The 22,396-nt window shown below is 45.5% G+C and carries 24 protein-coding genes; 4 read left to right on the top strand and 20 right to left on the bottom strand.

All coding sequences use genetic code 11. The features are described from left to right. Positions 1-16: 16 nt before the first annotated feature. The 13 genes from J2S23_RS07320 to tsaB form a co-directional block, all read right to left on the bottom strand. Positions 17-619, bottom strand: coding sequence for a nucleoside/nucleotide kinase family protein (locus tag J2S23_RS07320; RefSeq protein WP_307122077.1), 603 nt, complete (start codon positions 617-619; stop codon positions 17-19). 72 nt (positions 620-691) lie between these two features. Next, on the bottom strand, positions 692-2,029 hold the full coding sequence (locus tag J2S23_RS07315) for a PFL family protein (protein ID WP_307122076.1): 1,338 nt from the start codon (positions 2,027-2,029) through the stop codon (positions 692-694). 11 nt (positions 2,030-2,040) lie between these two features. Beyond that, positions 2,041-2,307: an ACT domain-containing protein gene (locus J2S23_RS07310; RefSeq protein ID WP_307122075.1), complete on the bottom strand. Its 267-nt coding sequence runs from the start codon at positions 2,305-2,307 to the stop codon at positions 2,041-2,043. Positions 2,308-2,469: 162 nt separating this feature from the next. Next, positions 2,470-3,549, bottom strand: a complete 1,080-nt coding sequence (gene fni, locus J2S23_RS07305) for a type 2 isopentenyl-diphosphate Delta-isomerase (protein WP_307122074.1) — start codon at positions 3,547-3,549, stop codon at positions 2,470-2,472. Positions 3,550-3,561: 12 nt separating this feature from the next. Beyond that, on the bottom strand, positions 3,562-4,659 hold the full coding sequence (locus tag J2S23_RS07300) for a phosphomevalonate kinase (protein WP_307122073.1): 1,098 nt from the start codon (positions 4,657-4,659) through the stop codon (positions 3,562-3,564). Further along, on the bottom strand, positions 4,649-5,668 hold the full coding sequence (mvaD, locus tag J2S23_RS07295; RefSeq protein WP_307122072.1) for a diphosphomevalonate decarboxylase: 1,020 nt from the start codon (positions 5,666-5,668) through the stop codon (positions 4,649-4,651). The genes J2S23_RS07300 and mvaD overlap by 11 nt, the downstream gene beginning before the upstream one ends. Before the next feature lie 34 nt (positions 5,669-5,702). After that, positions 5,703-6,662 carry a mevalonate kinase gene (gene mvk / locus J2S23_RS07290; protein WP_307122071.1) on the bottom strand — a complete coding sequence of 320 codons (960 nt, stop codon included), beginning with the start codon at positions 6,660-6,662 and terminating at the stop codon, positions 5,703-5,705. Positions 6,663-6,878: 216 nt separating this feature from the next. Continuing rightward, positions 6,879-7,178: a hypothetical protein gene (locus J2S23_RS07285; protein WP_307122070.1), complete on the bottom strand. Its 300-nt coding sequence runs from the start codon at positions 7,176-7,178 to the stop codon at positions 6,879-6,881. A gap of 65 nt (positions 7,179-7,243) precedes the next feature. Further along, a complete protein-coding gene (locus tag J2S23_RS07280) occupies positions 7,244-7,567 on the bottom strand; it encodes an AzlD domain-containing protein (protein ID WP_307122069.1) in 324 nt (107 codons plus the stop codon). After that, positions 7,557-8,255: an AzlC family ABC transporter permease gene (locus tag J2S23_RS07275; protein ID WP_307122068.1), complete on the bottom strand. Its 699-nt coding sequence runs from the start codon at positions 8,253-8,255 to the stop codon at positions 7,557-7,559. Before J2S23_RS07275 ends, J2S23_RS07280 begins: the two co-directional genes overlap by 11 nt. A 28-nt stretch (positions 8,256-8,283) precedes the next feature. Beyond that, positions 8,284-9,297, bottom strand: a complete 1,014-nt coding sequence (gene tsaD, locus J2S23_RS07270; RefSeq protein ID WP_307122097.1) for a tRNA (adenosine(37)-N6)-threonylcarbamoyltransferase complex transferase subunit TsaD — start codon at positions 9,295-9,297, stop codon at positions 8,284-8,286. 4 nt (positions 9,298-9,301) lie between these two features. Then, positions 9,302-9,751 carry a ribosomal protein S18-alanine N-acetyltransferase gene (gene rimI, locus J2S23_RS07265; protein ID WP_307122067.1) on the bottom strand — a complete coding sequence of 150 codons (450 nt, stop codon included), beginning with the start codon at positions 9,749-9,751 and terminating at the stop codon, positions 9,302-9,304. Continuing rightward, positions 9,729-10,421: a tRNA (adenosine(37)-N6)-threonylcarbamoyltransferase complex dimerization subunit type 1 TsaB gene (gene tsaB, locus J2S23_RS07260; protein WP_307122066.1), complete on the bottom strand. Its 693-nt coding sequence runs from the start codon at positions 10,419-10,421 to the stop codon at positions 9,729-9,731. Before tsaB ends, rimI begins: the two co-directional genes overlap by 23 nt. A 392-nt stretch (positions 10,422-10,813) precedes the next feature. On the opposite strand from tsaB, the gene J2S23_RS07255 reads away from it, so the two are divergent. The 4 genes from J2S23_RS07255 to J2S23_RS07240 all read left to right on the top strand — a co-directional run bounded on the left by J2S23_RS07255 (position 10,814) and on the right by J2S23_RS07240 (position 14,137). Beyond that, complete coding sequence (locus J2S23_RS07255; RefSeq protein ID WP_307122065.1) at positions 10,814-11,044, top strand: DNA-dependent RNA polymerase subunit epsilon; 231 nt, start codon at positions 10,814-10,816, stop codon at positions 11,042-11,044. 3 nt (positions 11,045-11,047) lie between these two features. Then, a complete protein-coding gene (gene rnjA, locus J2S23_RS07250) occupies positions 11,048-12,727 on the top strand; it encodes a ribonuclease J1 (RefSeq protein WP_307122064.1) in 1,680 nt (559 codons plus the stop codon). A 162-nt stretch (positions 12,728-12,889) separates the two neighbouring features. Then, complete coding sequence (locus J2S23_RS07245; protein WP_307122063.1) at positions 12,890-13,540, top strand: Maf family protein; 651 nt, start codon at positions 12,890-12,892, stop codon at positions 13,538-13,540. A 39-nt stretch (positions 13,541-13,579) separates the two neighbouring features. Beyond that, the gene (locus J2S23_RS07240) at positions 13,580-14,137 is read left to right on the top strand and encodes a 3'-5' exonuclease (RefSeq protein WP_307122062.1); all 558 of its coding nucleotides are present in this window, start codon (positions 13,580-13,582) and stop codon (positions 14,135-14,137) included. Positions 14,138-14,423: 286 nt separating this feature from the next. Here J2S23_RS07240 and J2S23_RS07235 read toward each other — a convergent pair whose 3' ends face one another. The 7 genes from J2S23_RS07235 to thrC all read right to left on the bottom strand — a co-directional run bounded on the left by J2S23_RS07235 (position 14,424) and on the right by thrC (position 22,301). Further along, positions 14,424-16,964, bottom strand: a complete 2,541-nt coding sequence (locus J2S23_RS07235; protein ID WP_307122061.1) for a carbohydrate-binding domain-containing protein — start codon at positions 16,962-16,964, stop codon at positions 14,424-14,426. A gap of 286 nt (positions 16,965-17,250) precedes the next feature. Then, on the bottom strand, positions 17,251-17,400 hold the full coding sequence (rpmG, locus tag J2S23_RS07230; protein ID WP_049618424.1) for a 50S ribosomal protein L33: 150 nt from the start codon (positions 17,398-17,400) through the stop codon (positions 17,251-17,253). Between the two features lie 14 nt (positions 17,401-17,414). Beyond that, positions 17,415-17,591: a 50S ribosomal protein L32 gene (rpmF, locus tag J2S23_RS07225; RefSeq protein WP_307122060.1), complete on the bottom strand. Its 177-nt coding sequence runs from the start codon at positions 17,589-17,591 to the stop codon at positions 17,415-17,417. Between the two features lie 154 nt (positions 17,592-17,745). Beyond that, positions 17,746-18,360 (bottom strand): HAD-IA family hydrolase, encoded by a 615-nt coding sequence (locus J2S23_RS07220; RefSeq protein ID WP_307122059.1) that lies wholly within the window; start codon positions 18,358-18,360, stop codon positions 17,746-17,748. Then, complete coding sequence (locus J2S23_RS07215) at positions 18,357-19,502, bottom strand: AI-2E family transporter (protein WP_307122058.1); 1,146 nt, start codon at positions 19,500-19,502, stop codon at positions 18,357-18,359. Before J2S23_RS07215 ends, J2S23_RS07220 begins: the two co-directional genes overlap by 4 nt. Continuing rightward, positions 19,486-20,778, bottom strand: coding sequence for an MATE family efflux transporter (locus tag J2S23_RS07210; protein WP_307122057.1), 1,293 nt, complete (start codon positions 20,776-20,778; stop codon positions 19,486-19,488). Before J2S23_RS07210 ends, J2S23_RS07215 begins: the two co-directional genes overlap by 17 nt. A gap of 29 nt (positions 20,779-20,807) precedes the next feature. Continuing rightward, positions 20,808-22,301: a threonine synthase gene (thrC, locus tag J2S23_RS07205; protein WP_307122056.1), complete on the bottom strand. Its 1,494-nt coding sequence runs from the start codon at positions 22,299-22,301 to the stop codon at positions 20,808-20,810. Positions 22,302-22,396 lie beyond the last annotated feature (95 nt).

Below are 22,396 nucleotides of genomic sequence, written 5' to 3'. Positions count from 1 at the left end.
AACACTTGTTTTGATTTCAAGAACTACTTTCTATCTCAAAATGATGTTCTGCCCACTTGACGACCAATTGTCCTACGTGTTCTTTTGACAAGTTATCTACCACCAAGACATCGACAGGCAATTGCGTCATCAGCCATTCTTTTTTATAAGGAAGGAGTTTAGTCGTGTAGTGTTCGAAAAAGCTCCGCTCCCTTGTCACGTCTCCAGCCTTTCTAGCAAGAAGGGTTTCAGGTTTTGCTTCCAAATAGAGGACCCGTTCCGGATAACAAGCCTTTAAGGCTGCTAGCTCTGGTGCCAAAGCCTGCTCGATATCCCAGTCCTTTCCTATAGACCTCGGGTAATGCAGGGTGTAAAAAGCGATCTCCTCTGCACCCCAATCAATGAGATGATAGGGATAATCCTGTATCTGACGAAAACGTTTAATCTCATGAGCTATCCAATACCGCTGGATTTCAAGATAATCTTCATAAACAGTTTTATCCAATTGCTGACGATTTAACCGTTCAATCACCTCACGATTATCCTCAGCGACCCCTCGAATGATTGGAGAATAGTCGTAAAGGTACTGAATAACAGATGTTTTCCCAACTGCCATTCCGCCCTGTAACCCAAGTAACATTTTATCCCCTTTCTTAAATTGGACAAAAAAGGCTTAAAACAGATGCTAGGCATCCATTCTAAACCAATAATATTAATTCTTGAAACTGTGAATGGGCGCAGGAATTTGGCCTCCGCGATTGATAAAATCAGCAGAGGACGCACCGTTAACCCGCATGACAGGCGCTGTTCCTAACAGACCGCCAAATTCAATCATGTCACCTTCTTTTCCTTTTGGAATAATGCGGACAGCTGTTGTCTTTTGGTTGATGACGCCGATGGCTGCTTCGTCAGCAATCATGGCAGCAATGGTCTCGTAAGGCGTGTCTGCTGGAATAGCAATCATGTCTAGCCCCACCGAACAAATGGCTGTCATGGCTTCTAATTTTTCCAGATTGAGTGACCCTGCCTGAACAGCAGCAATCATGCCCTCGTCTTCTGAAACCGGGATAAAGGCACCGGAGAGGCCACCGACCTGGTTACAAGCCATAACGCCACCCTTTTTAACAGCATCATTCAAGAGCGCTAGGGCTGCTGTTGTGCCATGGGTCCCGACCATCTCAAGCCCCATCTCCTCAAGAACACGAGCAACGGAGTCTCCAACTGCCGGTGTTGGCGCTAGTGACAGGTCAACAATCCCAAACTTAACCCCGAGACGCTCGCTAGCCATAGTCCCGACCAGTTGACCGATGCGGGTAATCTTGAAGGCTGTCTTTTTAACGGTCTCGGCAACCACATCAAAGCTCTCACCCTTAACTTTTTCAAGAGCCCGCTTGACAACACCTGGACCTGACACCCCGACATTGATGACCACATCTGCCTCGCCGACACCGTGAAAGGCTCCAGCCATGAAAGGATTGTCTTCTACGGCATTGGCAAAGACCACCAGCTTAGCCGCGCCCATGTCTGAGGCTTCCGCCGTTTCCTTAATGATACGGCCCATATCACGAACCGCTGTCATGTTAATGCCTGTTTTGGTGGAACCGATATTGACTGAAGCACAGACCTTGTCCGTCTCTGCCAGGGCACGAGGAATGGAATTAATGAGGATGTCATCGCCCTTTTGATAGCCTTTTTGCGCTAGGGCTGAAAAACCACCGATAAAGTCAACGCCGATGGTCTTAGCCGCCCGGTCTAAAGCCTTGGCTAGAGGCAGGTAATCCGTCGCATCCGTTGCCGCCCCAATGATGGCAATCGGGGTGACCGACACGCGCTTGTTGACGATAGGAATCCCAAGTTCTGCTGCAATGGCATCGCCAACAGAGACCAGATTAGCTGCCTTGGTCGTTATTTTGTGGTAAATTTTCTCAGCTGCCTTGTCGATATCCGCATCAATACAGTCCAAGAGAGAAATTCCCATGGTGATGGTCCGTATATCAAAGTGCTGCTCCTCGATCATGGCGATCGTTTCTGTGACTTGTCTAATATCCATAGGTCAGCTCCTTACAAATTGTGCATAGCGTCAAAGATGGCAGTGCTTTGAATATTGATTTTGACATTGAGCTCTTGGCCAAATGCCTCTAAATCTTGACGAACCACTGTAAAATCAACCTTCTCATCCGTCGACACCATAGCCATCATGGTGAAGTACCCATCTAGTACTGTTTGCGAAATATCATCAATATTGATATTCAGTGTAGCCAGTTTGTTCGCTACCCCCGCTACAATACCTGTATTATCTTTACCAACAACTGTTACAATCGCCTTCATACCTGACCTCCTGTGACCAAATCTATTTTTCCTTATTTTAGAGGAAAAAGAATTCTTTTGCAAGTTAAAACAGGGAAGCGTTCTGTTTTTCGGAACAATTGACTTTCTGTAAAAAATCCTAGGCGACCAAAAACACTCGACCGAAATCGAGTGTCGTTTTTCTTAAAATGACTTGCGAGACCGCTGTCCATAAGCCGTCGCGTCAATACCACGGGCTTGGGCCCAGTGGTATGCGCTAGCTGGCAAGACCAGATCGGTCTGGCGCAAATCGGCAATTCTTTTGGCGCCTAAGATGGTCATGAGTTCACGAACTTGGTCCTGCATAGCCTTAACTGTCTCGATAGCTGTATCCAGACTATCTGGCTGGCGCACCCACTGAAGGGCTTGACCTGAAAGACCAACCAAGTCTGCCCCGAGGGCCAGACATTTAACGACATCGAGGGCATGATGTACCCCGCCAGAGGCAATCATTTGTGGACGCTTGTCCGCTGGCAAACTCATTACTTCTAGCAAGCTCTCTACAGTCGTTAGCCCCCAATCTTCTAAAAAATCATATTTAGCGTTCCGCCTGCGCGCATTTTCGATACGGGCAAAGTTAGTGCCACCGCGACCGGAGATATCCACTACCTGCACCCCACGCTGATAGAGGTCAGCGATGGTTTCTCTACTCATGCCAAAGCCGACCTCCTTGACAATGACAGGGACAGCTAGATTGGCTACAATAGTTTCCACATTATCTAGCCAGCCTCGAAAGGCACGCTCCCCTTCTGGCATCACGATTTCCTGAGGGACATTGACATGGATTTGAAGGGAATCGGCTTCTAACAAATCAACCGCCCGCTTGGCATTTTCAAGGCCATGGTGGGCCCCAAGATTAGCGAAAACTAAGCCGTCGGGGTTTTCCTGCCGGATAATTTTAAAGGATGCTGCTGCCTCGGGATCTTTCATGGCAATGCTGACGGAGCCTGTGGCCAGCGCTAGGCCTGTCTCCCGAGCAAGTACCGCTAAGCGTTGGTTAATCTTGGTGGTTTGAGGACTGCCTCCTGTGATAGCATTGATGAAGAAAGGGGTTGAAAAATCAAGCCCTGCTACTTGGCTGTCAGCCGAAACGTCAGCCACATCTAACTCTGCAAAAGCGTGGTGGACAAAGCGAATAGCTTCCAGATCAGGTCCAGATGTAGTCTGGTATTGTTGGTTAGCAAGGCCAACGTGCTGGTCCTTGCGGTTCGTTTGCTGGGTCATAAAGGTTCCTTTTTAGTCCGTAATGGGTGCAAGGGAGAGGTCAAGCGGTAAAATACCTGCTCGTTCCCAATTAGTGGTGATTTCTAAGGCCTGCTCTGCTGTTTCAACTAAGCTAATCCCACAGTCTCCTCCACCTGCACCAGAGGTTTTACTGGCTGCACCTGCTCCCTCTGCAATAGCAATGAGCGTCTCCAATAGAGGAGTCTCAAGGAGAATCCCGCGTTGCTTGGTGTAAGCCAAAAGAAGCTCACGATTTTGACGTATGCCAGCTAAAATAGCCTTGGTCTTTCCTTGGAAAAACGCAGAAATCAAGCCATCGACGCAGGAGTGGCTATCAGCTAGGAAAGCCTGATGAAGCTGATCGACCTGTTCTTCTGAGAGGCCTCCTTGCATTTGCCCCACTAAACGTTCTGTAGAGGCTGGGGTTTTGGTCCAGCCGGCTAAGAGTTTGAGAGATTGGGGCAAAGGCAAACGCTCAATCCGTAGATTCGGCCAAACTTGGTCGATAAGAGGCAAGATAGACTGCTCTGCCATTCTTCCTAACAACCAGTCTCGATCTGGTCGTTGGTAGGCAATGAGTCCTCCAAAACTTGAAGCTGCCAGATCGCCCATGGAGCCTCTCATTCTGAGTCTCGTATGAGTAAGGGCTGCAAGCTTATAGAGGGTTAAGGCTGGTACTGGGCAGTGGTAATATTCAAGGATGCCCCGTAAAACAGCTACAGTCACCGCGCCACTAGAGCCCAAACCATATTTTTGACCTGTACTGGTATCATCTAGATGGCTAGTAATTTTGAGGCTATAATAATCTTCTACGACAGTCCCTTGACTGCTGATGTAGTCTTCAGCCATCTGCATAGCTCTAGCAACTAGGGTATAGGGGTGGTGCTCCTGAAACTGAATCTTGCCCGAAGAACGGGTCCAGGCCAAGGTTAGGTTGGGATCTTGGGAGGACTGCAGACTCCCTTGGTCAGTACTCGCTACCACGACAGTAACCGTTAAATACTTATCAACTGCAGCTATGATGGCTGGCGCTCCCTCAACGACGCCATACTCACCTGCAATAAAGAGTTTACCGGGAACCTGGACCCTTACCTTATCTTTAGTCGTCATAAAAACGCCTCTCGCTTTCCCGCCACTCTTCTTCTGTCAAGCAGTAAGCTGCCTGACCAGGAAGGCTGGTAATGATTTTGTCGTTAGGGAAGTCCTTAGCCAATTCAGCAACCAAACGCTCCATTTCAGAGGCTCGGCACAACACTTTCACATTGGGACCAGCATCCATGGTCATATAAGCTGAAAGCCCTGTAACCTCACGAATTTGCCTCACGAGATTCTGTACACGCAAGGTTTCTGGTTCAAAATAGGTAAACGGTGGGTTGGCAGATAAGGTTGTCGCATGCATTTTCATACCGTTGTGTTCAGTTATCTGGCCCACGGTCTGAAAATCACGAGCTAGAATAGCCTCTTTGATCGCTACTAAGTCATGTTTGGCACTTTCTTTCCATGCCTCATAAAAAGGCGATGTAGAAACTGTATGATCCATACCTATTCGACTTGAGACTGTTTTTTTGGAGGTATTGATAGCAATAACAATCATCCCCACATCCCAATCGGCATCATCTACGGGTTGTGCAACTGAGTTTTCTGATGTCGTCCCCATATCCCATTCGACAAACCCTCCAAAAAGGGAACGAGTGCTAGATCCTGACCCTCGCCTCGCATAAGTCGACAAGGTTTCTCGGTCTAAGCCAAGGCCTAAGGCCTGATTGACCGCCATAGCTAGGGCCGCAAAGGCTGACGCTGACGAGGCTAGACCTGCTGCAGTAGGTACAAAGTTATAAGATAGAACTTGGGCCCTACGCGTTTCCTTGAATGCCCTGCGAAAAAGGTCTAGAAATTGGCTAATTTTGATCACTTCAGAATCCGTTTGATTTTGCCCATTGAGGACAAACTGATCCTCTGTTAAGGCCTCATCAAAAATCACTTGAGTGTCCGTATAAAAAGCATCTAAGGTCAGGGAAAGGGAGCTGTTCATGGGTAAAAAGAGGGCCTTATCCCTCTTTCCCCAGTATTTAATCAAGGCAATATTGGTATGGGCACGCGCCCGTCCTATGGCTGTCATCTTATCTCCTTATCAGTTTCAGATTAGTGAGAAGCTAGACTTTTGCTAGGGACTGAATCCAGGTTTGACTAGCACCTTCTTGTTCGAGAGCTTGGGCGATAGAGTGAGCCTGATCGGCTGATGAGGCTAGAGCAATCATACAACCACCACGGCCACCACCTGTTAATTTTGCTCCAAGAGCTCCTGCTTCTCTGGCTGTTTGCACTAAATGCTCTAAAGAGGCATCCGAAACGCCAAGGTCATAAAGATACCCTTGGGCACGATTCATCAGCTTTCCTAAGCGATTGATATCTCGATCTAGTAAGGCTTCCTTGCTAGCGGCAACAAGCTCGCCCAAAATCTCAATATGCCCTTGCGGGCTAAAATAAAGGTCCGCACCACCCTGATTTTCTATGTCTATCCAGTCCGCCACATGTTGGACGGCTTCAAGGGTATGCCCAATATGCCCGGTATCGGCCACCACTAGATAACCTGGCAAATCGACATCTAAGATTTCAATCGGCTGTCCTTTGACAAAGTAGACCGACTGCTCCCGACTGATAGTGGTAACATCGACGCCAGAAGGGTTCCCGTGAGCAATTTTTTCTGAGGATTGGGCAATATCCCAAAGTTCGCTCTCGGTCAGTTCTTTTTCATAGGACGCAAATAGAGCTCTAGCGACTGATACAGCTACAGCAGCACTCGACCCCATTCCCCGCTCTGCAGGAATGGTTGAGGTTATCTCGATTTTTATAGCGGGGTTTTGCGATACGCCTAGGCGATAGAGAGAAAACCGAATAGCATGTTTTAAGCTTTCATAGACCTTGGGCATCTCATGAACCAAACCGTCATAAAAGGCGCAGTTAACCGTTAAGTCTCCTTCTCCTTCTGTAACGGTTGTCAATACTTCAACCGCCTCAAAAGGCAGGGCAATCGCTGGTTTCCCATAAACCACCGAATGCTCTCCCATCAGTATAATCTTGCCACTGGCACGTCCTTGTGCTGTCTTTGCCATGTCTCTTTTATCTCCTCTAATGTTCAGGACAAAAAAGGTTCAAACCCTTATTAAATCGGCTCCTTACGATAACCACCATTACCGAAGCCATCCATTCTCACTCTTATTCGCTCAAATCGGAAGTGCAGAAAAAGCCATATGCTATTTCAAGAAAGCTTTTTACAACCAAAAATCCTTTCCTAACGACTGATAGCAGTCTCCCAGTCAATAGAAATCCTAAGATTTGCGCACCTTCTGTGATCTTATCGCAACCATTTCCTGGGGATTTTCCTGAAATCGAATCACCCTATTATACCACGTTTCCCTGGAATGGCTTTGGAAAATGCAGGAGAAGAGATGAGCGTATCCTCTGAAGCTCCCTGTAATAACTTGCCCATTTTCTAAAGCCACACAATAGCCTGTCCATGAATGATTATGGACAGTCACCTCTTTTTCCAACCTTTTGAGGTTATAGTATTCTTCAATCACTTGGTCAAAGTAATCAGTGCCATGAATGTCCCGATAGGTCGTACGCAACCCTACTGAACAAACTCTTTGGATACCTTTGATGTGATTAAGTCTGTTTTTTGAATCTTAATCAGTTAAAACACTAATCTTAAGAGGGCCATTAGAACAACTCCAACACCGACTGTAAAAAGAAGATTCTTATAGCGAAAGGCAACCCAAACCACAACAAGACTTGCGACCGTTTCTAAGGGGAGTAACTTTGGAAAACCATCTGAGGACACATCAAACAAACTCGAAAAAGTCAAGGCAAAAATAATAGATACCGGTAAGTATTTTAAAAACTTGAGGATTTTTTCTGGCAGTTGCACTTTCTTTAACAGCAAAAAGGGAAGCAATCTAGGAAAGACAGTCACCAAACTGGACACTAAAATGGCTGCTAACACATAACTATTTTTCATCTAAGTAAACCCCCACAGCACACCCCAAAAGCGTGGCAACAAGTACTGCTAAAGACTTTGGCAGAACAAGCACACCTACCAGAAAAGCAAGTCCGACAACCCCTAAAATTTTAAGGCTATTCCCCAGCCCATCAATTTTCTCCAAGGCCCTAAACTGAGAGGAGAAGATACCGATAAACATAGCAAGCAAGGCATAATCGAGACCTAAACGATAGGGATCTGGCACACGCTCTCCCAACAAAGCCCCTAAAAAGGTCGCTCCTACCCAAACAGTGTAACTAAGAATATTATTTCCCAACATCCAATCTGGAGAGAGCCCGTCATCCCGAATATCTTGCCCTAGCATGACCCCATAGGTTTCATCTGTCAACAGGCTGCTGACTCCAATTGTTTGAGCCGGACTCATTGACGGAAAGAGGGTTGCTGTATGAAGGCCCATTAAAAAATGACGCAGATTGATCAAAAAAATGGTCATTCCAATAGCCTGTAAACTGGCACCCGTTGCTAAAAGACTGACCAGAGCAAACTGGCCAGCTCCTGCATAAATCACAAGACTACTCCATAAAACAAGAAAGGGAGACATCCCTTCTGTTGTCGCAATAATTCCTAAAGCTAGTCCGATTCCCAAATACCCCATTCCTGTTGGAATGGCTGATTTTAGACCCGAACGAAAAGCTTGTTTATCCATTACTTTACCCAATTTTTCTGATATTCAGTTAATCCTCTAACCCATCAAAAGCTAAGCTAGGCCTAGCATTTAAGGACCAATCTGCGAACTGACCTTGATCATAAGCGACCGCCGCTGCTAGCGCAATCATCCCTGCGTTATCCCCACAGAGTCTCAGAGGAGGAATGATGACCTCTACATCCTTGATGTCCGCTGCCAACCGCTCACGTAAACCCCGATTGGCCGCAACACCCCCTGCTACGACTAAGGTTTTAACCGGGTAGCGCTCAAGCGCTTTTTGGGTTTTAGCGATGAGGATATCCATAACGGCCGCCTGAAAGGAGGCTGCTAAGTCCTCTGGAACTAAGTCCTCGCCTTTCTGGGCGGCATTGTGATGGAGGTTGATAAAGGCTGATTTTAAGCCGGAAAATGAAAATTCCAGATTGTCTTCTTTAATCATAGCGCGGGGAAAGTGATAGGTGTCCTGACCCTTATGAGCCAATTCATCAATCAATCGGCCAGCGGGATAAGGAAGCCCCATCACACGACCGACTTTATCATAAGCTTCTCCAACAGCATCATCTCGCGTTTCACCGACAATTTTATAATCACCCGGCGCTGCAACATAGACCAGTTCCGTATGACCTCCGCTGACCAATAAGGCCAGGAGTGGGTAGTTCAAAGGCTGAACGTGACGAGCAGCCATCAGGTGTCCGGCCATGTGGTTAACAGGAATCAAGGGCAGACCATGCGCCCAAGCAAAGGTCTTAGCTGCTGATACCCCGACGAGCAAGGCCCCTACAAGGCCTGGACCCTCAGTGACTGCTACTGCGGACAAGTCTTTGGCAGTAACACCCGCTTCCTCTAAGGCTTCGGTAATACAAGCTGTAATGACCTCAACATGATGGCGACTAGCCACCTCTGGCACCACACCGCCAAAGCGCTGATGGCTCTTAATTTGGCTGGCAATCACATTAGAGAGAAGCTCAGCCTCATTTTTAAGGACGGCAACACTTGTTTCATCACAGGATGTCTCGAAAGCCAATATATATCTATCACTCATGTTCTCATTCTCGTTTTTCATTCTGCTTTTTCCTCTCGGCTCGCGTCATCAAGAGGGCGTCTTCTGTTGGATTATGGTAATAAGCCTGACGCCTACCCACTTCTTCAAAGCCGTGCTTCTTATACAGGCTGATGGCTGGTTGATTGCTGGCTCGGACTTCTAAAAAGATGGCCTCTGGTCTATCTTTTAGTGCCCCTAAAAGCTGTTGCCCATACCCCTTGCCCTGCCACTCAGGTATGACTGCCAATTGTGTCATTTCCAGCTCCCCTGCTAGGTCTTGTATCGCTAAAAAGCCGATGACTTTATCTGCTTCTGCTAGTGCAAAGTAGGTTGTCTCAGCCCTCTCCAAATCCGCCTCAATCTGCTCCAGTGTCCAAGGTGAGACTCCATAGACAGCTTCTAAAATCTCATGCACGTCGGAGGCTGTCAGGCTAGACCCGTTTAATATAGGCATCTCGGTCCGTCTCCTCATGGTTTTGAAGCCAATTTTCCTCTGCCTCAACACGCTTGAGGTACTGGGGTTCAAAGCGATCAATGTCAACAGGTTCCATGCTAGCTCCTAAGCAACCCAAGTGATGGGCTGAGGGCAAGCTCGGGATAACACTTGCATTTGGCAACATTTCTTGAATCTGCTCAGCGAAAGTTTCCGTCTCCCCCACAAAGGTCAGCTGGTCAGGATTTATGTGAGCAAGTTTTGTTAACACCTGCTCAAAACTGCGGTACCCATCAGGCTCAACAGCTCTGCCATTTTCATAAAACCCAGTGTACACGTGGTTACGTCTAGCATCCATCAGGGGCACAACAAGACCAGGTGCGTCATCTCTCAGAAGGCTTTTTAGGGAGGACACCCCAACCAGGTCAATCGCCAGTGCTTGAGCCAGAACCTTGGCTGTTGCGACCGCTATCCTAAGCCCGGTATAAGACCCAGGCCCGTGAGCCACCACAATCCTCTCCAAGTCCGCAGGCTTCCAGTCAATTTGAGCTATCAAGAAGTCAATTGTTGGCATGAGAGTGACTGAGTGGTTTTTTTTAATATTAAGGGTTGCTTCTGCCAATAGTTCATTGCCAGATAAAAGGGCAACAGATAAGGTTTTGTTCGAGGTATCTATAGCTAAAATATTCATTCTATTCCCTTTCCCTACGATTCGGTCTATCATTTCTATGACCGAAGGATCACCCTCTATTTTACTAAATAAATGGCAAAAAGGAAACTTGAACCGCCTGAACCTAGCTTTTCATCTTGAAGCCAGAGCTAGTCGACCTAGAAAGAGGAATGTTAGGAGTATATGTTCACTATCTGAAACTGAAAAAGTCTCAAATTTCGACCAATCCCTGTTAAACCGTTTTCCTTCGTTTCTGCAACTTGCTCATTTCCCTAAAACTATGATATAATTTTAGTACGATTACATTCAGGTCAATTTATTACCCTTAATTGGATAACCCCTTCTCAGCTTGTGTTTACGAGCTGGGCATTTTCCTACAGACAATTTTGACCGTCACTAATGAAAGGAAACCTATGATTTACAAAGTTTTTTACCAAGAAACAAAAACAACTAACCCTAAGCGTGAGATGACGAAAGCTCTCTATCTCGAAGTAGATGCTGCTAACGAATTAGAAGGCCGCATTAAGGCACGTCAAGTTGTTGAAGCCAACACCACTTACCATATCGAATTCATCGAGTTGCTATCAGATAAGCACCTCGCCTACGAAAAAGAGACTGGTGCCTTTGAATTGACGGAGTTCTAATCTATGTCCAGTATTAACCTAAAATCCGAAGAAGTCGGCGTTTACGCCATCGGTGGTCTAGGGGAAATCGGGAAAAACACCTACGGAATCGAATACCAAAATGAGATCATCATCGTCGATGCGGGTATTAAATTCCCAGAAGATGACCAGCTCGGTATCGACTACGTCATTCCAGATTACTCTTATATTGTCGAAAACCTCAACCGTGTCAAGGCTCTTGTCATCACCCATGGACACGAGGACCATATCGGGGGCATTCCTTTCTTACTCAAGCAAGCCAACGTCCCTATTTATGCTGGTCCACTTGCCCTTGCCTTGATTCGTGGTAAACTCGAAGAGCATGGTCTCTTGCGAAATGCCAAACTCCACGAAATTAACCACAATACAGTCTTGACTTTCAAGCACCTTAGCGTGTCCTTCTTCCGCACCACCCACTCTATTCCAGAGCCCCTTGGTGTGGTGATTGATACCCCTCAAGGAAAGATTGTCTGTACCGGTGACTTTAAGTTTGACTTTACTCCTGTGGGGGAGCCGGCTGACTTGCACCGCATGGCAGCGCTTGGGGAAGAAGGCGTCCTCTGTCTCCTCTCTGACTCCACTAACGCTGAAATCCCAACCTTTACTAATTCAGAAAAAATGGTTGGTCAGTCGATCATGAAAATCATCGAAGGCATCCATGGACGGATTATCTTTGCTTCCTTTGCCTCCAATATTTTCCGCCTTCAACAGGCGGCAGATGCTGCAGTCAAAACAGGACGTAAGATTGCTGTCTTTGGACGATCCATGGAAAAAGCCATTGTCAATGGGATTGAGCTGGGTTACATTAAGGTTCCTGAAGGGACTTTGATTGAGCCAAATGCGATCAAAGATTACCCAGCTGGTGAAGTGTTAATTCTTTGTACAGGAAGCCAAGGAGAGCCCATGGCAGCTCTAGCCCGTATCGCAAACGGAACTCATCGTCAAGTGACCTTGCAACCAGGTGATACAGTCATCTTCTCCTCTAGCCCAATTCCTGGCAATACGACCAGTGTTAACAAATTAATCAACACCATTACCGAAGCTGGTGTTGATGTCATTCATGGTAAAATCAACAACATCCATACCTCAGGTCACGGTGGTCAGCAAGAGCAAAAACTCATGCTGCGCCTGATCAAGCCCAAGTATTTCATGCCCGTCCACGGGGAATACCGCATGCAAAAAATTCATGCTGGCCTTGCCGTTGATACTGGTGTTCCTAAAGAAAATACTTTCATCATGGAAAATGGAGATGTATTGGCGCTAACCAAAGATTCTGCCCGCATTTCGGGTCACTTTAATGCTCAAGATATCTATGTAGACGGGAACCGCATCGGTGACATCGGAGCCGCAGTTCTGCGCGACCGCCATGATCTCTCAGAAGATGGTGTTGTCATTGCCGTTGCTACTGTTGATTTTAAGACCCAGATGATTCTGGCTGGTCCAGATATCCTCAGCCGTGGCTTTGTTTACATGCGGGAGTCTGGTGAGCTGATTCGCGAAAGTCAGCGTCTGCTCTTTAACGCTATTCGTGTTGCCCTCAAAAACAAGGATGCCTCTATTCAAACAGTTAACGGTGCTATCGTAAATGCCCTCAGACCTTTCCTATCTGAGAAGACTGAGCGCGAGCCGATTATCATTCCAATGATTTTAACCCCTGATAAATAAGGATAAATAAAAAGGCAGGCATCTTGTCAGAATCACTGACAGAGCTTGCCTTTTTTATCCAAAACTTCTAGCATCCGCCAGACCAAAAAAAGGCAGCAGTACTTTAGAGCCCCGAAGAAATGAAGTCTGCCCACTTAACCCAAGAAAGAGAGGCAAATAGTCGTGTCTTTTGTCTACAATTACGAAAAAAGGGGGCATCTGCAGCCCTTTCATCACGTTACCCTATTATCAGCGTCACCGCGTCGCAAAGCGTTATTGGACTTCCTTAACCCAGATATTTGTCCAGTAACTATTGATGAACGCGTGATTGAAGAACACTTTATGGGACTCTTTGCCGATAAGGGGTTTTTAACACGCGCCGCTATGACCTGCTGTGAAATTTCCAAAGCCAAGTCCAACCGGCCCTTATCAGAAGATACTCTCTACATTTCTGCCGACACCATCGTCGTTTCTGAAGATGCTATTTTAAATAAGCCAGCGGACTTGTTCCAAGCCAAGCAAATGCTCCTATCCTATTTAGGGAAAACCCATTATGTGGTCACATCAGTCTGCCTCAGGACAAGAGACTACCTCGATGTTTTTTACACCCTTGCCGAGGTCACTTTCTCCCCTTACTATCCTGCATTAAAAACGGTCATTGATGATTATGTCCATCAAAAACAACAACTGGATAAGGCTGGCGCCTATGGCATTCAGGAACTGGACCCTAGACTCATCAGTAAGATTTCAGGCGATCTTCATACCATCATTGGTTTTCCAGTAGCTGAAACGAGCCTGAGACTTTTTGGTGGTCAAGAGAGTTCCAACTCATGATGGTCTGGCACAATACCTACTCAAAAACTAGAAAGGGCTATGATGGTATATCAAAGAGAATTTAAAGGAAAAAGCCTCCTCCTATTTACTTCTGACTATACCGTTGTTGATATCGAAACAAACGGTAAAATTGAAAGACTGGGCAAAATCATTGAAATTTCTGCCATCCGCATCAGAAATAATGAACCTGATGCGCATTTCTCGACACTGATTAATCCCCATGAAAAACTGAGCCCTTTTATTAAACAGTTAACCGGTATCACAGATGACATGGTCAGCGGAGCCCCTGAAATCGGAGAGGTTCTGAAAGAATTCAAGCGTTTCTTAGGAAATGACATTGTTCTTGGCCACAATGTTCATTTTGATGTCAATTTTTTATATGACCATTCTTATCGCTTTATTAACGAGCCCTTCCCAAATGACATGATTGATACCCTGAGACTAGCTAGGCGCTATCTGAGCCTTCCTCGAAATCGCCTAGATGATCTAGTAAGCTATTACCACTTCGACCAACGCTCCTTGCACAGAGCCTTGAACGACTGCTACCTAACCCATCTTGTCTACCAGGCTATGAGAAAAGATTATGAAAACCTATGAGTGACTGGATTGAAGCAAAATTAGGGCTTTTCCAGCTATAAGGCGTCTCACCGATTTAAGCTGATCCCTCAATAAACAGTTCTCCCCATGAACCCCCCTATGAAACAGACGTTTCATAGGGGGTTGTGTCATCGTGTTGACAAGTTTTAGACTCACTCTAGTTTAGACGATTGTAACATTTCGGGTTCTCTTTTTTATCATTAGTCTATTTGCATAACAGTCCTATGCCATGCTAACAAAACGATTTTAAAAACTTTGAAAAACTAGGATTCTCTGCTAAGGATAATTACTCTTGGCTATGCACTCTTTTTCTGCGGAAAAGAAAGGCGCCAATGGCAGTTGTCAACCCTGCCATGCCAAAGGTGGATACTTCTGTCGCGTCTTCAGTCCCAGTCGATGGAAGACTGGTCAAAGAAGATGATGATTGAGTTAAGGCTTTCTTTGGTTTACTAGCAGTTGTCGATAATGCTTTTGCGTTTGTAACCACTTGCTTGCTATCACTCTGTCCATGATTATTCGGCTTTCTTCCCGCTTGATAGGTAAATGCTGGTTCCACATGGGCGTCATAACTTGGAAGTTTCCCTATGTCAGCCTTACGTCTTGGGTCAGGAGTAGCGGGTGACTCACTTATTTTACCATATTCTGTTGGAAGGGTTGCATGTCCCATCGGGCTACGAGGTAAGCGAGTAGTCTCTTCTATTTCTTCTGCTGGTAGAACGCTTGAGTCCTCTTCCTCAGTAATAGGATTGGCATCTGACGACACTTGGGTAGCCTCGGTTTCGACGTCGGCAGGTTCAGCATTAAGCTCTGCTTCAGTGGTTAATGAGGTATCAAAGTCAGTCGTGCTAGCATTAGATGTAACCTCTGGCAGGGTTGCCTCCTCAACATTCAGGGGTGTGCCGCTGGGCATTTCTGGGGGCGTTGAACCATCTGTCGGTGGAGTTGGCATGTTACCATCAGTTGGAAATGATCCCATTTGTCCTTCTGGAGGTGTCATTACCCCCATCTCGCCTGGCATAAATCCACTCGTCGATGTTTCTTGGGAAGCTGTAACACTTACAGTCGCGCCACTTGAAACAGTTATTGTATACGTAGATCCAGAAGTTAGAGCTTCCGTCGAAAAGACAAGATGCCCAAAAGCTACCGATGCCGTTGAACTAGCAATCACATTTCCTGATTCATCTGTGATTGTAATCGTATCACCTGCATTTCCTGAAACATTAGCCATAAGGTAGGATTGGCTTGATCCTGTTGAAAAGCCTTGGGCCATGCCTTGATTCCCAATAGCCCAGACCGTCCCTGCTGTAATGATAGCAGTCCCATCATAGTCTAAGGCCGAATCCCCTGAACCCGTCTGAGAAATATAAACCTGCCCACCAGTAATAGTGATATCGCCATTAGAATCTAAACCATCTGCACCAGCCATAACCGTCACTGTGCCACCTGTTATTACGATGGCTACATCATTTTCAATAGTTGCACTAGCATCTACTAAATTAGACAAGTCCGCATCATCTTTGGTGGTCCATTCTGTTGCATTAATACCATCTTCTGCCGCATCAATGGTAACAACACCATCTGTGATGGTAATCAGACGGGCCTCAAGACCTTCATCTTCAGCTGTCACTGTGAGAACCGTGTTTCCATTAATCGTCAAGGCATCACTAACAGTAATTCCTTTATCGGCTGAGGTAATCGTGACGGTCGAATCGGTGATTGTAACATCCCCAGAATTGACATCAGTATCGTCTTCCACTTGAATACCATCATCTCCAGCTATAATTGTGACCGTCGAATCTGATATGTCTAAGAAAGTTGTTGCATGAATACCATCCTTAGCTGTTGCTGTCAATACCAAATTCGCATTGTCCAAAGTCACACTGTCAGCTTTAATGGTATGCCCTTCCGAAGAAGCTAGGCTTAGCTCACTGTTCTTTTTACTTGTAATATACAGGGCCCCTGCTGTTTCAATGGTTGTTTTTGTAGAGGTTAATGAACTATCCGATAAGACTGTGATGTAGAGATCTGTCAGGGCAGTAATGGTGGTCGCATCTAGGGTAACCCCATCTAGTTCAATGGTCACAGCCTCTGTGACAGAATCTGCCACAGTAATAGTATAACCTGAACCTGAACCCGTTAGTTGATAAGTCCCTGCCTCATTAATTGTGATGGTAGTACCATCAATAGTCACGCTACTATCCGATGAGGCTATCACTGTTTCATCGGCAAAAGTAATTGTCGTTGCCACTGATTCTCCGTTCGTATCATCTTCGGAAGCGTCTTCAGAAACAGCTGTCTCTGTTTCATCGCTTACGTCAGTCGACGTTTCCGATGCTGTCGTTTCTTGAACTTCCTCAGTAGCGGTTGTAGTCTCAGTTACTTCAGCTTCTTCACTCTCAGTAGCATCTGTGGTTTCTGCATCGCTATCATCTGTTGCAGTTGTCTCTGCTGCATTGGTTTCAACAGTGACTGTATCCGTATCAGTTGTGATTTCCTCTGCTGCAACTTCCGCTGTGAGGGTTGAATCCGATGTTGTCTCACTAGCATCTGAAACGTCATTCGTTGCGGTATTATCCGAAGTCTCGACTGTTTCGCTGCTTTGCGTCACCAGTGTTTCGTTGTCAACGGATTCAGTCGCCGATGACGTTGTCGTACTTGTCGCATCTGTCGACTCCTGTGCAGATACAGCCTGACCCGTTCCTAGCACAACAGTTGTAGCCCCCAATGCCAATGTTGCCACAGCACCTTTGGCCCATTTAGCGGTACGAATACTACCATACCCTTTTGTTTGCCCTTGTTTGGTAAAGAATGATTTTGCGTTAGTCATAAAAAATCTCACTTTATCTTTTAAAATTGCCCTTATGATAAACAACTTCCCTTAACAAATTCTTGAAATTTTCTGAAAATATTCTTAAATCCATCATGAAGAAAAAGCAGTTACTGAATCTGATTTTCGCAATAGGCACCCGATATTAAGGCTCTATCAGACGGCAAAAAAGGTAGAGAAAAAGGTAGAGATTAAATCTCAATATATTGTAATACACTGATTTTGGCAAAACAAAAAACCGCTTAAAATAGGCGGTTTTTGCTGTCTAGTGACACGTATTGAAGGTCTACTTCACTTCCGTAAACACAACATGCTTACGTAATTTTGGTGAGTATTTTTTCAATTGGATACGGTCTGGAGTGTTACGTTTGTTTTTTGAAGTGAGGTACAAGCGTTCACCAGATTCTTTGTGTTCAAGTGTAATATTTACGCGCATTTGACTCCTCCTTCTTATTCGCCAGCTTTAGCGATCTTACGTCCTTTGTAGTATCCTTTCAAAGATACACGGTGTGAACGTGAGTAATCACCAGTTGTTTCGTCAAATTTTACAGTTGGAGCTGTCAATTTGTAGTGAGTGCGACGTTTGTTTTTCTTCGCTTTTGATGTGCGACGTGCAGGTACTGCCATTGTTTGTTTCCTCCGTTAGATTGGTTGGGCCAGTCATAGGCAAAACTCACCGTTTCGCGCTCAGCCCTCTTTAAAAGTTAATGTCTTTGATTTTCATCAACTCAACTATAATAACACATCTTTTTTGTAAAGTAAAGTTACTTGACAGATTTTTTTACTTTTTTTGGACATGCTGCGCGACAGCGTGCAAATCTGGAATGTGTTGGTTGTAACTATTCGTCTCTACCGTGAGATTGAGGCTCTTGACTCCAGCGTTTCGAGCAGATTCGGCATCCAACTGGCGGTCGCCGATATAATAGGCGTCTTCTTTTTCAAAGCCATACTTGTCTGCCAAATAGTTGAGCACTTCTGGATCCGGTTTTCGTTTGAAGCCATCATCGCCAGTGACCACTTCTGTAAAGTAGTGAGCAACACCCAAATCTGCTAGCAAGCGGTGGGCATTATGCCCCTTATGCGTGTAGATAAACTGAGCATAGCCTTCTTGATGGGCCCACTTTAAAATATCCTTAGCGCCTGGCAAGAGCTTAACCAGATGGTTATGGGTTGTCAGGTTTTCCGCACGCGCCGCATTTAAGGCATGGTAGTCAATACCGTTTTCTTCAGCGACTTGTTGAAAGAGGGCATGGACGGATTCTTTTAAGATAAAAGATTTTACCGTTTCCTGATCATAGGCCAGGTCATAATGCGCATATGCAGCCTCAATCCCTGATAGAATCGCGTCATAAGAGTCAAAGAGCGTGCCATCTAAATCCCAGATAAGGGCTGTCATATCGTTTCCTCCTGATTTAACAAGCGCTCCTCCTCCCGACGCAAGACATCTTGGCGAACTAATTTATAAATCGAGGCAAAGAATGGCACGGAAATCAACATACCGAAAATGCCTCCAAAAGCACCACCGACAGTTACTGAAACAATCACCCACATCCCAGGAAGACCTACAGAATTCCCAACGACACGCGGATAGATCAAGTTGCTCTCAATCTGTTGCAAAACCACAATGAAGACTAGAAACCATAAGGCTTGAGAGAACGATTGGGTCATCACCAAAATCATCCCGACAATTCCACCAATATAGGCTCCAATAATAGGGAAAATATTGGTAAAACCGACTAAGATACCAATCGTTGACGCATACGGAAATTTGAATAGGGTCATTCCCAAAAATACTAATGTCCCAAGGATAACCGCCTCAGTCATTTGACCCGTAAAGAAACTGCGAAACGATTCATGAAAGACTTTTCGCACAGCATCAAAAGGTCCATACCATGTCGGTAAATAGGTCTGGATGAGACGTCGAAGTTGATTGGCTAGATCTTCCTTACTCACCAGTACATAAACGGAGAAGATCAAGGACATCAAAATATTAACGATAGCTGAAAAGATATCCGTAACCGACGTTAACAAGCCTAGCAAGAAGGTCCCTGCGCCATTGAAGACCTCTGTCGCATAAGCATTAATTCTGTCATTTAATTCCTTGGCCGCATCACTGCCATAGAACTGGTTGATTTGAGCGCTCAACCACTCATTTTCTTCGACTTCTCGGATAAGGTTTTCAATGGCTTTAGGCGCATTTGCAATGAGCGATTGAATGCTTTCAACTAACTCTGGAATGACAATTCCAAGTAAAACAATAACCAAAATGGCAAAGGTAGCATAGGCTAATAATAGCGTAATCGACCGCGAAAACTTTCGTGCCAAGTCTCCTTTAAATAGACGATAATAGATACGTTCATAGCCTGACATCAGGATATTAACAACATAGGCGATCATAGCTCCGCCAATAAAAGGAAGAGAGGCCCGCCAAAGTGTTCCCAAAAGGTTTTCTGCACTTTCCCAATAGCGAAAAACAGCTAAAACAACAACCAGTGTAACCAATAAGGTCAAAATAAGATTTTTATGATTTTTTAGCAAGAATAGCTCTCCTAAATAATTTTTGGTAACGATAACCTAGGTAAAAAACTCGAAAAGCATTGTCAGCTATCGTAGCTATCAATACTCCCGAAAGTCCCAATCCCAAGACAATCGTCAAAAGAAACCCCAAGCCTACTCGAAGCGCCCACATGCCAACTGTTGTAGCAACAAAGGGGATTCTAGCTCGGCCTACTCCCTGCCAAAGCGCCGTCAAAATCAGGGTGCCTGTTGCTAAGGGAAAGCCGATAAAGGCCATCCAAACGACCTGTTGAGCTGCCAGAATCGCTTGGGCATCGTGGGTGTAGAGACGAATCAGCCATGGACTAAAAAGCAAGACCGTCCCTGATACCAGAGCCACTAGCCGAAAAGCAAGCCAATAACTTGCCTTTCGAATCTCCTCTAGGAGCTGATCATCTTGTTGGCCGTGTGCTTGGGCTGACAAGATAACTGTCGCAACAGCTACACTCATAGCTGGTAAATAATTAAACTGTATTAACGTCTCCCCAATAGCATGACCTGCGACGACCGTTGTTCCTAATTGAACGATTAAAGCCACAACAACTAAATCCCCCGCACGCATCATGAGACGTTCTCCTGCAGCCGGAAAAACTTGTTGCAATAACTGCTTATCAATCTGGAAATTCAACCGTTTTGGACGATAAGATAAGCGATGCCACAAGAGCCCAACACCGACAAACCGGGCTATAACAGTTCCTGTGGCAACTCCTACCACACCCCAACGAAAGACAAACACCGCTAATCCCGATAAGAGAATGTTTAAAGCATTGACAGTAAAACTGACAACCATTGGCCACTTGGTCTGACCTTGAGCCCTGAGCATTGCGCCTAAGCAAACCATCAAGCCTAAGCTAAGACTGGCGCCACCAACGATTGCCAGATACTGACCACCTGCTTGACTGACTGCCCTCCCCGCTCCTAAAAGGGCTAATAGACTTTCTCCAAAACCTAAAGACAACCCTCCCAAGATGACGCTCAGCCATATGGTTAATTGAATAGCCATCTGGCTAAGATGGAGACGTTCGTTTTCCTTTTTTTGAGCAAAGGATTTAGCGATCGCTGCAGATACAACCGCTCCTACCGCTATAAAAAGAGCCTGATAGATAGCGAGAATATTTCCTGATAGGGCTACCCCAGAAATCACAACTAATCCTAGTTGGGAAACAAGGTAGGTATCCGCCAAGGTCATTAGGGCCTGTAGCGTATTTTCAACGAGGACGGGTAAAGCAATGGCCTTCAACTCTCTTTGATAAGTCATGGAAAATCTCTTCCCGTCCCTCCTTTTTCTTAATCTGCAATAGTCAAATAGCGCTCAACTGCTCCTTGCATATCCGCAACGGAAACAACTGTTTTGTGACGTACCGGCGCTGTCTCAAGTCCGTCAACAGCAGCTGGATAGGCCACTTTTGAAATGGCATGTAATTGCTCTAAGGCTTCAAAGTCTGTTAAATCTGTTTCTCCTGTAATCGCTGCAACAGCCACTACTGGGAATTTATAAGGACTGGCCGTAGAAGCAATAACTGTCTTCGTCTGGTCTCCTGTTTTAGTCTTATATTTCTGATGGACAGCAGATGCCACAGCAGTGTGTGGGTCTTCAACATAAAGAGCCGCATCGTAGACACGTTTGATTTCAGCTAGCGTTTCAGCTTCAGTGGCAAAATCCGCCGCAAAAAGATCTAAAATCCCACGATCTACATCGCCTAAGCTGTACTGCCCTTCTCCAGAAAGAGCTGTCATCAACTCCAGCGTTTGCTCAGAGTTGTTACCAACCAAGTGGAAAATCAGGCGTTCAAGGTTTGAAGACACTAAAATATCCATAGACGGTGATGAGGTCACCTTGAAATCCCGCTTTTTGTCGTAAGTTCCTGTGTTAAAGAAATCTGTCAGTACATTGTTTTCATTGGAAGCACAGATTAATTTACCAATTGGTAATCCTATTTGCTTAGCGTAGAAAGCGGCTAGGATATTGCCAAAGTTACCTGTTGGTACCGCAAAATTAAGGACCTCACCTGCTACTATCTCGCCTGACTTAACCAGTTGGGCATAGGCATAAACATAGTAGACAATCTGTGGCACCAAGCGACCAATATTCATTGAATTAGCTGAAGAAAATTGGAAGCCATTGGCTGCTAGTTTGTCACGCAAGGCACTGTCGTTAAACATTTCCTTAACCTTGGTTTGAGCATCGTCAAAGTTCCCGTCAATGGCAACGACATGCGTATTTTCTCCTGTTTGGGTGGTCATTTGCAATTCCTGGACTTTGCTGACCCCATCACGTGGATAGAAAACAATGATTTCAGTTCCTGGAACATCTGCAAATCCAGCCATGGCTGCTTTTCCAGTATCCCCTGATGTCGCTGTCAAGATGACAATTTTCTTATCCAGGCCGTGTTTTTTAGCTGCCGTTGTCATCAAGTGAGGTAAGATTGATAAGGCCATGTCCTTAAAGGCAATTGTTGAGCCACGAAAAAGCTCTAAATTGTACTGATCGTCGCTAATTTTAACTAAAGGCGCAATCGCATCGGTGTCAAACTTATCATCATAAGCGGAGGCAATGCAGTGGTCCAACTCTTCACTTGTGAAATCATCTAAAAAGGCAGATAAAATAAGCTTCGCCACCTCCTGATAGGAAGTATCTTTTAAGACAGCCATGTCCAAATTGACTTCTGGCATTCTTGTTGGTGTGTAAAGACCACCATCGTTAGCAAGTCCCTGTAAAATAGCCTGGCTGGCTGTCACGGTATTATTGGCATCTCGAGTTGATTGATATGTTAGTGTCATAGGATTACCCTCTTCAAAGCTTTTTTACTATTTTACCATAATTTTGTAAGGAATAGCGCCAACCTTTTGTTTTGATAGCGTTTTTATCCTAATTC

The organism is Streptococcus moroccensis (genome assembly GCF_030812835.1).
GTDB classification, from domain to species: domain Bacteria; phylum Bacillota; class Bacilli; order Lactobacillales; family Streptococcaceae; genus Streptococcus; species Streptococcus moroccensis.
Note: the sequence above shows the minus strand (reverse complement) of the source record. Positions and strands in the feature narration are given on the sequence as shown.

What these genes read in the sequence shown, in the direction of transcription:
- J2S23_RS07320 (WP_307122077.1), bottom strand. Translation starts at nt 619, where the DNA reads ATGTTACTTGGGTTACAGGGCGGAATGGCAGTTGGGAAAACATCTGTT.
- J2S23_RS07315 (WP_307122076.1), bottom strand. Translation starts at nt 2,029, where the DNA reads ATGGATATTAGACAAGTCACAGAAACGATCGCCATGATCGAGGAGCAG.
- J2S23_RS07310 (WP_307122075.1), bottom strand. Translation starts at nt 2,307, where the DNA reads ATGAAGGCGATTGTAACAGTTGTTGGTAAAGATAATACAGGTATTGTA.
- fni (WP_307122074.1), bottom strand. Translation starts at nt 3,549, where the DNA reads ATGACCCAGCAAACGAACCGCAAGGACCAGCACGTTGGCCTTGCTAAC.
- J2S23_RS07300 (WP_307122073.1), bottom strand. Translation starts at nt 4,659, where the DNA reads ATGACGACTAAAGATAAGGTAAGGGTCCAGGTTCCCGGTAAACTCTTT.
- mvaD (WP_307122072.1), bottom strand. Translation starts at nt 5,668, where the DNA reads ATGACAGCCATAGGACGGGCGCGTGCCCATACCAATATTGCCTTGATT.
- mvk (WP_307122071.1), bottom strand. Translation starts at nt 6,662, where the DNA reads ATGGCAAAGACAGCACAAGGACGTGCCAGTGGCAAGATTATACTGATG.
- J2S23_RS07280 (WP_307122069.1), bottom strand. Translation starts at nt 7,567, where the DNA reads ATGAAAAATAGTTATGTGTTAGCAGCCATTTTAGTGTCCAGTTTGGTG.
- J2S23_RS07275 (WP_307122068.1), bottom strand. Translation starts at nt 8,255, where the DNA reads ATGGATAAACAAGCTTTTCGTTCGGGTCTAAAATCAGCCATTCCAACA.
- tsaD (WP_307122097.1), bottom strand. Translation starts at nt 9,297, where the DNA reads ATGAGTGATAGATATATATTGGCTTTCGAGACATCCTGTGATGAAACA.
- rimI (WP_307122067.1), bottom strand. Translation starts at nt 9,751, where the DNA reads ATGCCTATATTAAACGGGTCTAGCCTGACAGCCTCCGACGTGCATGAG.
- tsaB (WP_307122066.1), bottom strand. Translation starts at nt 10,421, where the DNA reads ATGAATATTTTAGCTATAGATACCTCGAACAAAACCTTATCTGTTGCC.
- J2S23_RS07255 (WP_307122065.1), top strand. Translation starts at nt 10,814, where the DNA reads ATGATTTACAAAGTTTTTTACCAAGAAACAAAAACAACTAACCCTAAG.
- rnjA (WP_307122064.1), top strand. Translation starts at nt 11,048, where the DNA reads ATGTCCAGTATTAACCTAAAATCCGAAGAAGTCGGCGTTTACGCCATC.
- J2S23_RS07240 (WP_307122062.1), top strand. Translation starts at nt 13,580, where the DNA reads ATGATGGTATATCAAAGAGAATTTAAAGGAAAAAGCCTCCTCCTATTT.
- J2S23_RS07235 (WP_307122061.1), bottom strand. Translation starts at nt 16,964, where the DNA reads ATGACTAACGCAAAATCATTCTTTACCAAACAAGGGCAAACAAAAGGG.
- rpmG (WP_049618424.1), bottom strand. Translation starts at nt 17,400, where the DNA reads ATGCGCGTAAATATTACACTTGAACACAAAGAATCTGGTGAACGCTTG.
- rpmF (WP_307122060.1), bottom strand. Translation starts at nt 17,591, where the DNA reads ATGGCAGTACCTGCACGTCGCACATCAAAAGCGAAGAAAAACAAACGT.
- J2S23_RS07220 (WP_307122059.1), bottom strand. Translation starts at nt 18,360, where the DNA reads ATGACAGCCCTTATCTGGGATTTAGATGGCACGCTCTTTGACTCTTAT.
- J2S23_RS07210 (WP_307122057.1), bottom strand. Translation starts at nt 20,778, where the DNA reads ATGACTTATCAAAGAGAGTTGAAGGCCATTGCTTTACCCGTCCTCGTT.
- thrC (WP_307122056.1), bottom strand. Translation starts at nt 22,301, where the DNA reads ATGACACTAACATATCAATCAACTCGAGATGCCAATAATACCGTGACA.